Below are 14,403 nucleotides of genomic sequence, written 5' to 3'. Positions count from 1 at the left end.
ATGGAAAAAGTAATAAAAAACGGGTCTTCTTCGCAAACGTTTCAGGGGGCTTCCTGGCGTGATTATTATGAAATGACCAAGCCTAAAGTGGTGTTGTTGTTATTGCTAACTGCGCTTGTGGGCATGTGTTTGGCTGTTGAAGGAGCACTACCGATTCAACCGCTTGTTGCTGGTATGATTGGAATAGGCATGCTGTCTTCCTCCGCAGCGGTGATCAATCACGTTGTGGATCGCAATATCGATGGCAAAATGGCACGAACTTACAACCGTCCTGTGCCAAAAGGCAAAGTCTCCCCCGGACGTGCCTTGGTGTTTGCCGCGGTTCTATGTGTCGTTGGTTATCTTATTTTAGAGTTATTTGTAAACACGCTGACAGCTGTATTGACCTTTGCCAGCCTGGTGGGCTATGCCTGCGTTTACACTATGTACTTAAAGCGTGCTACGCCACAAAACATTGTTATAGGTGGTTTGGCTGGAGCGGCGCCGCCGCTACTTGGTTGGACCGCTATGACAGGGGAGATCCACGGTAATGCGTTACTGTTGGTGCTTATTGTCTTTACCTGGACACCACCTCATTTTTGGGCGTTGGCCATACATAGAGAAAAAGATTACGCCAAAGCTGAAGTGCCAATGTTGCCAGTAACACACGGTGTAGAGTTCACCAAAACCTCGGTTCTCGGCTATACCGTATTGCTTGGATTGATATGCTTAATGCCCTATCTGGTTGGTATGTCTGGATTGATATATCTCGTAGGGGCGACTTTACTCAATATTGCCTTTTTGATTTACGCTTGGAAACTCAAGTTTGCCGCCAATGAGCAAACAGCCATGAACACCTTCAAGTTTTCGATACTGCATCTGATGATTCTATTTGTTGTGTTGTTAGTGGATCACTATTTTAAAATAGTTATATGAAACAAAACCTTTTTATTGGTATCTGCGCCGTATTAGCACTGATAGGTGGCATTTGGGGAGCGTTAAATGTCGCTCCGCCGAAAACCCCGGCTTATGCTCAAATGTACCCAGTACCGCGTATATTGCATGAAAGTGAATTGAACGCTCATGATGGTTCGACGATTACCCCTGCGTGGTTCAAAGATCAGTGGACACTGGTTTTTGTAGGGTATACCTGGTGCCCGGATATCTGCCCTACCACATTGGCGGAACTCAAACGAATTTATCCAGAATTACAAGCTATCAGCAGTCAATATCCAGTCAGAATTCTGTTCGTTTCAGTTGACCCCGGCCGAGATGATGTACCACGGCTTAACGAGTACATTCAGTTTTTTCACGAAGATTTTTTTGCTGCTACTGCTGAGCACAAACAACTCTTTCCGCTAGTGCGCAGCATGGGAATGGCATACGCGATAGCCGAAAGTACTGACAAACCCGATTACCTTGTAGATCACAGCGCCTCGATTGCTATCATCAATCCGGATGCTCATCTTATCGGGCGATTTAAGCCCAATTATCAGCCCGGTGAAATGGCGATAAGTGACGGTCAACAGATATTGGCGGATCTACCTATTCTAATCGGCAGCCACTAGTCTAAAAATTTTCCTTCCGAGGTTGCCACAAACCAAGGCTGAGAGTGCCAGTAATAGCGGCCCTTATAAGTTTTACTGGGGGCTGTGCAATTTACTCGCGAGCGTCCCGGTTTAAGCGTCACATCACTGGACACGTACAATGTATCTTCTTGCCATAAGGTGCTGATGCGCTCGCCGCGGAAATAGCAGCTTAGCAGAGTTTTATTAAAATCACTGGTGTCTAGTGTTATTGCATACTCTAGTTTTGGAGGCGTGTAAAACACCGGGTTTTCTATGGCGGCGGATACAACTGGCATGGCCAGAGTTTGTAATTTGGTCTTCAAGGTATTGAGGTTGCTGTATATGCCTGCTGCAGGAAAGCGCGGTACCTCCGACAGTTTGGTTTGATACCCGACAGCCCCTGAATGCTGAGCAAACCCAATCAGTCCAAGCTCTTCGATTAATTTGCTTAGAGCCTTATTGTATTCACCGAAGGGGTAGGCAAAAAATCCTGGTGAACTCCCCAGGTTTTTTTCTAGTGCTGCTTCTGCATTCAATATGCGCTGTTTGGTTTGAACCAGCCAGTCAGCTTCTCTGGCCTTGTCCAGCATGTGGCGGTGATCCCAATAATGATTTGCAATTAACACCCCTTCTTCGGACAAGTGTTTTAGTTCTTGCCAATCCAGATGACTGGGGCTGACTCCCACCTCCGAAGGATTGATAAAAATAGTGTAGGGAAAGCCTCTTTCTTTCAGCAATGGATGCGCATTATCCTTGATATTGCGAAAGCCATCGTCGAACGTTATGGCTACAGCCTTGTCAGGTAGCGGGGCATTTGCTTTTATCTTCGCCATCATTTCTTGTAATGACAATACGTTATGGTTGGCGTTCAAATAGGCTAAGTGTTCTGCAAATTTTTCAGGGGAAATTGAGGTCGAGGGGGGCGTATCACTGCTGACGTGATGGTATAACAGAATGGTTGCGCTATTATTGGCCTGCGCCAGGGAAACTGCGGTGAAGTAGAAAACAATGGCAAATACTCTGATTAATACACTCATACAACTCACTAATTAAAATCCAATACAGAAGAAGAGTATCAGTTTGACTTTTTATCATGCAACTCGTCATTTCATTGCTTTGGCCTTTCCCATGATTATCAGCAATATTTTCTTGCCATTGGTAGGGCTTGTGGACACGGCTATTGTAGGGCATTTGCCGGGTAGCCACTATCTCGCAGGTGTTGCTCTTGGCAGCATCATCATTACCCAGCTTATTTGGGTTTGTGGTTTTTTGCGCATGGCCGTAACAGGGCTTAGCGCCCAAAGCAGCGGCCCGGAACAAAAGCAAGAATCCATCTCCGTGCTGGGTAATGGGGTTTTATTGGCTTTGCTGTTGGGCTTATTGTTGTGGTTGTTCAGTCCCTTCCTGTTTCAAATGGGGGTGTATTTTTCCGGTAGCAATACACAGGTGGTTGCAGTTGCTCACGATTACTTTTTTATTCGAATGTCAGTTGCGCCAGTTTCGCTGGTAAATCTGGTGCTGATAGGCTGGCTGCTTGGCAGACAACAACATAAAAATGTGATGAAAATACAGATTATTGCCAATCTGTTGAATATGCTGCTGAGTGTCTTTCTCGCCATTGGGCTAACGATGGATACCGCTGGGGTAGCCATCGCAACAGCACTGAGCGAATGCCTGGTTTTGCTCATGTGTTTGTTTGCTATCGCTAACATTGAAGCCCAATGGTGGCGCAGATTTCACATTGCCAAACAATCCTTACAACGTTTACTGAGATTAAACCGAGACGTGTTTTTCAGAAATCTGTGTTTGCAGATTTTTTTGGGGATTTTTACCTATCTTGGATTACAGCAAGGCCAGCTAACCGCTGCGACAAACGCAGTATTGATGCAGTTTTTTGTGCTAATTGCGCTCGGATTGGATGGGGTGGCCTACGCTGCAGAAGCGCTAATTGGCGAAGCTTCGGGTAAAAAGAGTAAGAGCAAGTTTCGCCTCTGGACTAAGGTCAGTTTGCTTATTTCCAGCGCAGTCGCTATTTGTTACACGCTGGTGTTTGCGCTGGGGTTTAGATTCATTACCCATCTGTTAACGGATATAACCGAAGTACAGAGTTACATTCAGCAATTCAAAATTTACATCGTTTGCTTACCTCTCATCGCTCATTGGTGTTTTTTATTCGATGGTTGGTATGTCGGTTTGACTCAAGCTCGCGCTATGCTACTCACTATGTTGTTGAGTGCTGGTGTAGCAATAACTTGGTATTGCTTGCATTTTCTGGCGCTAAATGCTGACATTCTGTGGCAAGGCTTTTTGTTATTTTTATTGGCTAGAGGCGTTTTGTTGGGAGGCCATTTCTATTCCAGGCTTTACCATCAAAAAACTACGTGAGCGACTTTGTCGAGCCAAAAATCCACTTGCAGCAGTTTGCATCTAACCGAAGGGTGATCTTTACTTGAATCAGGCGCCAGAAATAATGATGTGTAAACACAAGGATATGAGGAGCAAACATCGTGGATGTTAAGCTAAAACGGCTTGAAGAGATAAAGATTCTCGCTGGCCCGATAGTGCTGAGCCGAGCATTGGACAGTGATGGAAAATCCTATTGGTGTAAAACGGCGCAACAGTCAGACAAACCAGCGCTGGAGATGCTCGAGCTTGAAATAGATAGTCACTTGAAATTCGAATCACCTGCATTGATTACATCTTCAGGTTGTATAACTCGCGAGCGGGATTACGTCAATTTATACCCGGCCGTTGAAGGCGCTGAACTCTTTGACAGCTTTCTCAAAAATCGATCCCTTGAGGTAACTGAGCAGCTAAAAATTAGTATCGCGTTGGCAAAATTGTTAGCTGATATTCATCAGCAACACAGTATGCTAGGTTTTGTTGAGCCGGACACGCTATTCGTGGATAAGCAGAGTTTGCAGGTCTATTCACTGAATACCTGGAATTTGCAAAAAGAGCGCAGCATTGACGAGAAAAAACAAGCGTTATTGATGGCGGGCTGCAATTTGCACACCGCATCACCAGAGGTAACCGGTAGAACGGACTGGATCCCGCAGCGTTATTCTGACTTGTATTCTTTGGGCACCTTGTTGTATCGCATTTTTATGGGGCATTACCCTTTTGAATTTCAAGACCCTTTGACCCTCATTCATGCGCACATAGCCAAACCCGTAGAATATGACCCGGGAAGAGCCTTTGCCGTACCGGAAGTATTGCTGAGTATCATCAGTAAGCTTTTAAACAAAACTCCAGAAGCGCGCTATCCAGACGCAAAGACATTAGTTGCTGATCTTGAACGTTGTTTGAATGAGCACAGCGAAAAGGGAGTTATAAGCGATTTTCGGATCGCTAAAGAGGAACAGAAAAAGGTCATTGGTTTTCCCAAATATATCTATGGCCGCGATTCGGAATTGGCCTTACTTCAGCAATGGTGCAACCAGGCAAGCGAGCAAGTCGGCATGGCATTACTGAGTATCTCCGGAGAACAAGGGATAGGCAAAACGGCACTGCTGCAAGAATTTAAGGCCGCGGTTCTACCGCAAAGTGCCCTGATTGGTTTGGTGAACGTGGAACCACAAATCCATTCCCTCAAACAAACTGCAATTTTTATCATGTTACAACAGTTGATTGAGCAGGCGCTTATCCTTGAGGAGTCACAATTACGCACGTTACAAGAGCAACTAAAAAAGGTTGCAGCTGAGCAAAGAGTACAACTTTACAACCTGTTCCCGGAACTGAAAGTGATATTACCCGATGAAAAAGGGGCCGCTTTCATCAAGAGTCAGGCGATAGAAATCGTTCTGACTCAGTTGTTGCTTTGCTTTTCAAAACTCGATAAAGATTTGTATCTGATTTTTGATGATGCCCATTACATGGATAAAACCACCTCTGATATTTTATTGGAGCTGGCTTCTTTGGGGCCACAATGCAATCTAAGGCTGGTTTTGCTGTTACGTGAAAACGAGCTTTCCGAAACATCCTCGGTGCAGCCTTTAGCCGCCGCTGAGCAGTTTGGCCTACTGACACATAAGGTTGAACTATTACCCCTGAGTGCTGCTGCCACTCACAATCTGGTGGAAGACACGTTTTGGGAAACACAATTTAGTCTGGAGTCTCTGTCGGAACAGGTTTTCCACAAAACTCAAGGCAATCCTTATTTCGTCAAATCATTCATTCAAAAATTGGTTGCTGAGGGGGCATTGTATGAAGACGAAGAGCAGGTCTGGAATTGGCATCCCGAGGAAGTCAGTCGTTCAAATATAACCGCAAATGTGGCTGAGCAGACAGGGGCAGGTTTGGCGAGTTTACCCCTAAGTCAAAGGCAATGCTTAAAGCTTGCAGCATTGATGGGTAAAGATATTGACACCGAAATACTCACGCAGGCTGTTGCCGTGTCCCCAGCAAAGCTCATTGAGTTTATCGAAAGCTGGAGCTCCTTGGGGCTATGGGTGCTGCGAGGCACAGAGCAAAAGTGCTATCAGTTTGCCCACAAAAAAATTCAATTAGCTGCCAGGCAACTTGATGTCGGTGTGAGCACTGAGCAGTTGCGCTTTTCTCTGGCTGATGCACTGTTTCAACAAAAAAGCCGTACCTGGCTCAGAGACAACGTGTTGCACTGGCTCTTTTGGGTACATCCGCTGTCGGGATATCAAAATGCCAAGGTGCCATCGGTGCAACTTGCTGAATATTACCTTGTTGCTGCGAATCGCGCTCAAGAGGAGCTTGAAAACGATGAAGCGTTAATGTGCTTTAGCCTTGGAGTACAGTTACTGAAAGAAGATGATTGGCAACAGCATTACGATATTTGTATGGCGTTGCATCAAGGATACTTGCAAGAATCATTGCGCAGCAATCAATTGGATGGGCTAAGCGCTACGATCGCAATACTGGAAAAGCGCGTCAACAATCCCGTTGACTCTGCGCGTATTATTGTCTGGAAGATGACAATGCTAAGCGCAACTGAAGATATTGAAGCGGCATTTTCTGAGGGAATGCGGGCAGTTAAAACGCTGCTCTGTGATTTTCCAGTAGCGGAGAATCAAGGCGATTACTTGTTATTGGAAAAACAATACCCGGCTCAGGGAATCAAGGCATTTGGTCTTTTCAATTGCACCAGCCAGGAGCCAACCACACAATTACATGCCCTGTTAAGCGAGTTATTAGATGTTGCCTGTAAACTCGATATCCATGCAGTGATGCAGGTTTCCTCCGTTGCCATTCAGCTGTGTATTGCGCAGGGTAATACAAAGTATGCCGTTAAATTTTATGCAATACATGCGCTGATGCTGACCAAACTTGCTCATAAACACGGTGATGCATTGCAATTTATTTTCGTTGCAGAAGAGCTGGCAGAACAACTCAAACTCAGTCAGCTGCACATAGATGAATTATTAGTCACCCGATATGCTCTTATTGCTCATTGGTCTGAACCGTTACAGCAGAGCTTGACATTTTTTGCCCGAAAGAGCGCGCAAGTGTTTGAGTCTTCTGAAGACCTGAATCATTGGGAAGTGCCGCTACATCACGCTATTTTTAGTTTGTTGACTGACAAGCCATTAGACAAAGTTGTAGAAGTTTTTGAAGTGTTAACCGAACTCATGGAGGAAGGTACTGAGACCCAGGAGGGGATTCAGGCTCAGCAGTGGATGGAATTTGCCCAAGGTATGTTACAAGCCAAAAAAGGGACAGATTCAATCGATGTTGAGTCGCAATGGGCAAGCTCTGCAAAGGGGATTGACCAGTCAACAAGGCTCTTTTCAATGCGCTTCGCTAATATGTGCAAAGCTATTTTGGATGGTGATTTTGCCCTGGCGGAACAGTATCGAAATGTTGCACAGGGACTGGTGGATAATATCTGGCCAGTGTATTGGCTGGCGGATTATCACGCCCTGGCAGGTATTGTTCTATTGCGTAATTCTGCAGTAAATAATAGCGATTCAAACCGAGAAACAATACTTAGTCAAGTTGATGAACACATTGCGCAACTACACTCGTGGTGTGCCAATAATGCTGACAATCACAGTGCAAAATGGCTATTGCTGGAAGCAGAGCGTCGAAGCTATATAGGTGAGCCAGACGCCTGGCAATATTATGCCAAAGCCGCCAGCGTAACTCAGAACATTCGTTCTTATTTATGGCAGTTTCTTTGCTGGGAAGCTTACGGTAGATACTGGTTAAGGTGTGGCGATGAGGTTTCAGCTTCTGCACATCTGCGGGAAGCTCTGAATTGCTTGAACCAATGGCATGCCAGGCAGGTAATCAGACGCTTACATGATGAATTTCCCAAGTTACGCCAGGCTGAACAACCGGTAGCAACAGCACCCTCATTGTCAGGGTCTGTAAAAAAAGAAAAAAATCTGGATCTACTTTCAGTACTAAAAGCTTCCGAAACCCTGAGTGGAACGGTGGATCTGGAGGCATTTGTCGAGCGGATGATGACCATCATTGTAGAGAATGCGGGAGCTCAAAAAGGCTGTGTTTTGTTTTTTGAAGACAGTAAGCTAGAGCTTAAAGGCAGTTATCCAGAAGTCATGTCATTGACTCAAATACCCGAAGCACTGTTGAACTATGTGGGACGCATAAGGACGCCTTACGCGGTGGATGATAGTGCTCAGGAGCCATTGCTTTCAGGAGCGAAAATACAACGCTTGTTGCCCAGGTCTATGTTGTTCATACCACTGCTGGTGGCAGGAGAGTTTCGTGGTGTTTTATATCTTGAACACGCAGATTTGAAGGGGTTCTTCACTTCTGATCGCATAGATATTCTGCAGCTGTTGGCGAATCAAACCGCAATTCTTTTTGACAACACCAGATTAAATCAGCGCTTATTGGCGAATAATCGAGATTTGGAAAAGAAGGTTGATGAGCGCACGGTAGAGTTAGCGCAGGCAAAATTAAAAGCGGAAGAGGCTACTGCCGCTAAATCAAACTTTTTAGCCAATATGAGTCATGAAATTCGCACGCCCATGAATGCGGTCATAGGGCTTTCTCGTCTGGCACTGAAAAAACAGGTGCTTCCAGAGCAACGAGATTACCTGGAAAAAATACTGAGTTCTTCAGAATCTCTGCTCACCTTGATCAATGACATTCTGGATTTTTCTAAAATTGAAGCGCAAAAGCTTACTCTGGAGTTCATACCTTTTAGTCTGGAAAATTCACTGCGCAGAGTGGTTAATCTCAGTAATCACAAAGCCCATGAAAAACACCTCGAATTTGTTTTGTCGGTGGATAGTAGTATTCCCGATGGTCTGATGGGGGATCCTTTGCGCATTGAGCAAATTATTATCAACCTTGTAAGCAATGCCATTAAATTTACCCATCAAGGTTATATCCATCTAAGTGTGCGTTTACTTTCAAGTATTGATGACACATTAAACCTGGAGTTTCGGGTCAAAGATAGTGGTATAGGCATGAATACTGAGCAATGTAGCCGACTATTTCAGTCTTTTAGCCAAGCTGATGACAGTGTTACCAGACAATATGGTGGTACCGGATTGGGTCTTGCTATTTGCAAACAGCTATGTGAACTGATGCAAGGTAGTATTAGTGTAAAAAGTACACCTGATGAGGGTTCTGAGTTTATTTTTACTATTCAGGTGGAGAAATCTGATGAGCCATCTGTCGGCACTCACGCGTTGGACGTTTCACATATCCGTGCGCTAGTGGTAGATGATATGGATGTCGCTCGAGAAGTAATGACCGAGGCACTTGAAGCGTTGGGTATAACCGTTGATGCCGTTGGCAGTGGCGAGGAGGCGTTAAAGTGGGTGGAAAAAGCAGAAAGGAGACAGCGGCCTTATGATTTTATCCTGATGGATTGGAAAATGCCGGGCATGGACGGTATCACGGCGTCACGGCGCATCCGGGACACCGTAAGTGGTAAGATCCCCCATATCTTGATGGTGACTTCATACGATAAAGAAGCATTGCGCACTACCGACGCTGATGACATTGTGGAAAGGTTTATTGAGAAGCCCGTTAACCAATCTGAATTGATAGACGCTATACAGCTTGCTTTAGGTGGTGACGAAAAAGAGCCATCGTCTTCGGATAGGGTAGAAACGGTCCCTGATTTTAGTGGTTATCGACTATTGTTGGTGGAAGATAATGAGCTTAACCGTCAGGTTGCTTTAGAATTTATGTTGGAAACCGGGGCGGCAATTGATGTTGCTCTTAATGGGGAGGAGGCAATTCAAGCTGTCCAGGATAAATCCTATGACATGCTCTTGATGGATATTCAGATGCCAGTGATGGATGGTATACAGGCTACAAAGCTGATCCGGCATAAAGGGGGAGAGATGCCTATTATCGCAATGACAGCCCATGCCATGACAGGCGACAAAGAACGCAGTTTTGCTGCGGGCATGAATGACCATATTACTAAGCCCATTTCGCCCAATGATTTGTTTGCTGTAATGGTGAATTATCTTCCGGACAAACGCCATCTTGTCAGTGAGCAAGATGAACTGAACAACAGCACTGAACAAGAAGAAAATTCTTTGCCAGAAGCTATCAGGGTGTTACAAGATATTGATGCTTTGCAGGTGAATAAAGCGCTGCTGCGTTTTCAGGGGCGATATCGATTGTATGAAAATCTGGTGCGAGATTTCATTCTGGATTATAGCAACCTGGAAGAAGTGTTGAGCGCTCATGTCAAGTCCCAAGATCAGCAACAAATCTATCGTATTATCCATTCATTAAAATCCAATGTGGCCTATATTGGTGCATTTGAGTTGTCCAGTGAACTAGGGGAACTGGAGCTAGTAGTTCGAGATGCTCAGCAGGTGAGCGAAGAGACATTGGGCATCACGGAACAGGTCAATGGGTTAATTCGAGATATTCAAGCAAGGTGGGATAAGCTCAACTCAGAAGCAGCGCAAAAGGTCAGCGCAGAACAAGATATTGCAGACGCCGAGCTTGAAGCAATGCTACCCTTACTGCATAGATCCGATTTTACTGTTGAGCAGATGATCAAAAATTTGAGAGAGCGTTGTCACAACAAAAATCAACTACAGGCGCTCAGCATTATCGACTCTTTAGTTAAAGAGTTGGAGTTTGAAGAGGCCGCTGATTATTTGCAACGCTGGTTGCAAGAGCAGCAAGCAGCAACTAAATAATGAGATTTTCGAGCAACTATGTTCCCAGAAAAGTCCAAAATACTCATTGTTGATGATGAAAAGAGCAACCTCAGGCTCTTATCTGAACTCATTGGTAATGAGGCCGACATTATGCTGGCTAAGAGCGGGCAGCAAGCATTAGAGAAAGCCAATAAAGCTCAGCCTGATGTGATCTTGCTCGATGTGGTCATGCCCGACATGGATGGCTTTGAGGTTTTATTGAAACTCAAAAACAACCCTGCGACAAGGTTGATACCTGTGATTTTTATTACCGGTTTAACCGATGTCAAATTTGAAGAAAAAGGCCTGGCTCTTGGGGCGAGCGATTACATTATCAAACCTATCCATGAGCAACTTGTTAAAGCGAGAATTAAGCTACATCTGCAACTGGTAAAGCAAAGGAGCCTATTGGAGAAAGTTGCACTGGTTGATCCCTTGACCGATTTGCCCAATAGAAAGAAATATGAAGAGGTGGCAAATCTGGAATGGCGTGCTGCCGTGCGTCACAGTTCCTGGTTTTCTATAGCGTTATTTAACGTAGATGGTTTTAAGTCCTTTAATGAAAAGTTCGGTTATGCTACGGGTGACGAAGCGTTGTCAAAAATTGCAGTGGCCTTGTCTTCGCAGTTACAGAGATCCAGAGATTTTATCGCCAGATTTTCTGGTCAGGAGTTTGTTATCCTGCTGCCGGGAAGTGATCCTGAAGGGGCCATAAAACCTATTGAAAAGTGTAAAAGCGCGTTGGCTAGTTTACAAATCCCGTCGGCACTTGCACAAAGCGATTATCTCACTGCATCTGTGGCGGGGGCGTCTATCATTCCCGACATGTCAGATTCCATTGATACTTTACTTTTCGCCGTCACCAAACAGTTAAGCACGATGCAGCAACAAAGATTGAATCAAGTCAGCTGGCAGCAACCAGGGTGAGCATGTGGCTATGTTAAATATTTTCCCGGAAAAGCCGAAAATTCTCATTATTGATGATGAGAAGTCCAACTTGAAAATTCTTACTGAATTGTTATCCGGTGACGCGGATGTCTCGGTGGCGAAAAGTGCGGAACAGGGGTTGTGGAAAGCGAAAAAATTCCAGCCTGATCTCATTTTGTTAGACATCATCATGCCTGACGTTGATGGCTTTGAAGCGCTGCAGCGATTGAAAAATGAGCCTGACCTCAGTGAAGTGTCGGTGATTTTTATCACCGGCCTGGACACCGCAGACAATGAAAAGTATGGTCTTGATCTCGGTGCTTTAGATTACATCCGCAAGCCATTTAACGCTGCAGTGGTTAAATCTCGTATTGCTACTCACTTAAAGTTGATACAGCAAACCAAAGAATTAAGGAAGTTGTCGGTTAAGTTGCGAGAAGCTGATGAAGCTAAGAGCCGCTTTCTCGCCAATATGAGCCATGAAATTCGAACCCCCCTTACTTCGATAATCGGCTATGCTGAGTTGCTGAAAAAGAATGAAATTTCGGGCATGGAAAGTGAGCAGGCAATAGATATCATCGCCACTAGTGGTAACCATTTACTTAACTTAATCAATGATATTCTGGATATCTCCAAGATAGAGGCTGAGAAACTGGAATTAGAATCAGTTTCGTGTCTCTTACCTGTATTGCTGGAAGAGGTTTTTGCCCTCATCAAACCCAAAATAGAATTGAAAAAGCTGGGCTTTGATTTAGAACTACAATTTCCCATCCCATCACACATCATCACTGACCCCACACGTTTGAAACAGGTGCTTATCAACTTATTGAATAACGCCATTAAGTTTACCGAAAAAGGGTCAATCAAACTCATTGTCTCCGCGAAGGGTAATCTGATGAAGTTTAATATCGTGGATACAGGTGTGGGGATTAGTAAAGAACAACAGGAGCGAATATTCAGCGCTTTCGAGCAGGCTGATGTGTCGGTAACAAGGCAGTTTGGCGGTACAGGACTTGGGTTGAATATTTCGAAGTATCTCACCACCAGGCTGGGAGGTGATTTATCCGTTAGCAGCGTGCCGGGAGTGGGTAGTGACTTTGAAGCCAGCATCACCTTATGTCCAGGGGATGAGGCCCTGCCTATACAAAATGAAACTGACTACGCTAAAGTGATCCACAGTCAAAAAGTGCGTCAAGCCAGTAATGTGCAGTTATCAGGCAAGGTGTTACTTGCCGAAGACCAAAAAGAACTCAGGATGCTTTTAACCATGATGCTGAGCAAGCTAGGGCTGACCGTTACTGCGGTGGAGAATGGCTTGCAGTTGGTGCAAGAGGCGCAACAGCAAGACTATGATTTAGTACTCTCTGATATTCACATGCCTGAAATGGGGGGGGAGGAGGCTATCGCTCTATTGCTGGATGCCGGACTCAATGTGCCTACCATTGCGTTGACGGCCAACGCGATGAAGCATGAAGTTGAGAATTATTTGAATAAAGGCTTCACTGATCATTTGAGTAAACCGATTCAGCGCAACGAGTTTATACGAAAGCTGGCTCTGTACCTGAACAAGGGCGACGATGCACAGGCTGATTCAGATTTTCACGATGATATGAAGGTGCGCTTTGCTGAGCAGTTTAAAAATAGTTTACCCTCAAGATTAGAAGTGTTGGAGAACGCTTTTTTTGCCCAAGATTGGCGAGCTATGACGCTGTTGGCTCACAGCCTCAGAGGCAGTTCTCAATCATTTTCCCTGCAAAACATCAGCGATTTAAGTATGGATATAGAGGCGCTGGCGACAGCGGTTGAAGTGGATAAGAGTCGAGCCAACGAACTTGCTGATATGTTATTAAAATTGAAGTCTGCAATCGAAGACTTATAGCTTTTTATCGCGCTTCTCGTTAGCGTTCAAATGAAAGGCGCTTTTCAGGCGAAAGCGCAGTATGCCAATGTAGCCATAGGCGGAGAATATCCCGCCTGCGAGTAATAAAATCAGGCCTGGGATTTGCCACCAGGCCTGCCAACGATACCCTGCAAAAATAAAAAGCACGCCCACAATAAACACCAATAAGCCTTTTTTAAAACTCAGCCAGTATCTGTGTAGGGTTATCCGCTCGATATCAGTCAATGACACAGGAGGGATGTCTTAATAGTAGGAGTGTTCGCCCGCCTGATGTTCCGTAGCATCTCTTACCCCTTTTAACTCAGGAAATTGCTCTAGCATTTGTTTTTCAATGCCTTCTTTGAGTGTTACGTCTACCATCGAACAGCCATTGCAGCCACCACCAAATTGCAGCAATGCAAAACCGTCATCAGTGATGTCCATCAACATTACCTGGCCACCGTGACTGGCCAGTTGCGGATTGATCTCAGACACTAGCATGTATTCAATGCGCTCCTTAAGAGGCGCATCTTCGGCGACCTTTCTGGCTTTGGCATTGGGTGCTTTTAGCGTGAGCTGAGAGCCCATTTGATCGGTAACGAAGTCAATCTCAGCTTCTTCAAGATAAGGTGCACTTTCCAGATCAACAATGGCCTCAAAACCATCGAAGGAAAGGTGTGTATCACTATCTTCAACCGCGTCCACTGGACAATAAGAAACACCACATTCTGCAGAGGCCGTGCCGGGATTGATCACGAACACTCTAATGTTGGTTTTTTCTGGTTGAGATTCCAGCAATTTGCGAAAGTGAGCTTGCGCAGACTCAGAAATATTAATCATCTCGACGACCTTAATGTAAACTGAGTGGGATTCTAGCAAAAATACCTGAGTAAAACACTCAAGTACTAAGCTCTTTTAGACATTTTTTGCC

At 45.0% G+C, this 14,403-nt stretch carries 9 protein-coding genes; 6 read left to right on the top strand and 3 right to left on the bottom strand.

Translation table 11 applies throughout. The annotated features are described in order from the left end of the window. Both cyoE and ACXAGP_RS06005 read left to right on the top strand, forming a co-directional pair. On the top strand, positions 1-915 hold the full coding sequence (cyoE, locus tag ACXAGP_RS06010) for a heme o synthase (RefSeq protein ID WP_475260175.1): 915 nt from the start codon (positions 1-3) through the stop codon (positions 913-915). Next, on the top strand, positions 912-1,547 hold the full coding sequence (locus ACXAGP_RS06005) for an SCO family protein (protein ID WP_475260173.1): 636 nt from the start codon (positions 912-914) through the stop codon (positions 1,545-1,547). The genes cyoE and ACXAGP_RS06005 overlap by 4 nt, the downstream gene beginning before the upstream one ends. Here ACXAGP_RS06005 and ACXAGP_RS06000 read toward each other — a convergent pair. Further along, complete coding sequence (locus ACXAGP_RS06000) at positions 1,544-2,584, bottom strand: polysaccharide deacetylase family protein (RefSeq protein WP_475260172.1); 1,041 nt, start codon at positions 2,582-2,584, stop codon at positions 1,544-1,546. The two genes, ACXAGP_RS06005 and ACXAGP_RS06000, sit on opposite strands and share 4 nt — an antisense overlap. Before the next feature lie 43 nt (positions 2,585-2,627). Between ACXAGP_RS06000 and ACXAGP_RS05995 the strand changes: the two genes are divergently transcribed. The 4 genes from ACXAGP_RS05995 to ACXAGP_RS05980 all read left to right on the top strand — a co-directional run bounded on the left by ACXAGP_RS05995 (position 2,628) and on the right by ACXAGP_RS05980 (position 13,472). Then, positions 2,628-3,932: an MATE family efflux transporter gene (locus ACXAGP_RS05995; RefSeq protein ID WP_475260171.1), complete on the top strand. Its 1,305-nt coding sequence runs from the start codon at positions 2,628-2,630 to the stop codon at positions 3,930-3,932. A 122-nt stretch (positions 3,933-4,054) separates the two neighbouring features. Then, positions 4,055-10,666 (top strand): response regulator, encoded by a 6,612-nt coding sequence (locus ACXAGP_RS05990; protein WP_475260170.1) that lies wholly within the window; start codon positions 4,055-4,057, stop codon positions 10,664-10,666. 18 nt (positions 10,667-10,684) lie between these two features. Further along, positions 10,685-11,593 (top strand): GGDEF domain-containing response regulator, encoded by a 909-nt coding sequence (locus ACXAGP_RS05985; RefSeq protein WP_475260169.1) that lies wholly within the window; start codon positions 10,685-10,687, stop codon positions 11,591-11,593. A 10-nt stretch (positions 11,594-11,603) separates the two neighbouring features. Further along, positions 11,604-13,472 carry a response regulator gene (locus ACXAGP_RS05980; RefSeq protein ID WP_475260168.1) on the top strand — a complete coding sequence of 623 codons (1,869 nt, stop codon included), beginning with the start codon at positions 11,604-11,606 and terminating at the stop codon, positions 13,470-13,472. Here ACXAGP_RS05980 and ACXAGP_RS05975 read toward each other — a convergent pair. Together ACXAGP_RS05975 and nfuA are read right to left on the bottom strand one after the other, a co-directional pair. Then, a complete protein-coding gene (locus ACXAGP_RS05975) occupies positions 13,467-13,724 on the bottom strand; it encodes a hypothetical protein (RefSeq protein ID WP_475260167.1) in 258 nt (85 codons plus the stop codon). The genes ACXAGP_RS05980 and ACXAGP_RS05975 overlap by 6 nt on opposite strands. Positions 13,725-13,736: 12 nt before the next feature. Continuing rightward, positions 13,737-14,312: a Fe-S biogenesis protein NfuA gene (nfuA, locus tag ACXAGP_RS05970; RefSeq protein WP_475260166.1), complete on the bottom strand. Its 576-nt coding sequence runs from the start codon at positions 14,310-14,312 to the stop codon at positions 13,737-13,739. Positions 14,313-14,403 lie beyond the last annotated feature (91 nt).

The sequence above is a fragment of the Planctobacterium sp. AWM4_229 genome (assembly GCF_056160305.1).
Note: the sequence above shows the minus strand (reverse complement) of the source record. Positions and strands in the feature narration are given on the sequence as shown.

What these genes read in the sequence shown, in the direction of transcription:
- nfuA (WP_475260166.1), bottom strand. Translation starts at nt 14,312, where the DNA reads ATGATTAATATTTCTGAGTCTGCGCAAGCTCACTTTCGCAAATTGCTG.
- ACXAGP_RS06005 (WP_475260173.1), top strand. Translation starts at nt 912, where the DNA reads ATGAAACAAAACCTTTTTATTGGTATCTGCGCCGTATTAGCACTGATA.
- cyoE (WP_475260175.1), top strand. Translation starts at nt 1, where the DNA reads ATGGAAAAAGTAATAAAAAACGGGTCTTCTTCGCAAACGTTTCAGGGG.
- ACXAGP_RS05985 (WP_475260169.1), top strand. Translation starts at nt 10,685, where the DNA reads ATGTTCCCAGAAAAGTCCAAAATACTCATTGTTGATGATGAAAAGAGC.
- ACXAGP_RS05980 (WP_475260168.1), top strand. Translation starts at nt 11,604, where the DNA reads ATGTTAAATATTTTCCCGGAAAAGCCGAAAATTCTCATTATTGATGAT.
- ACXAGP_RS06000 (WP_475260172.1), bottom strand. Translation starts at nt 2,584, where the DNA reads ATGAGTGTATTAATCAGAGTATTTGCCATTGTTTTCTACTTCACCGCA.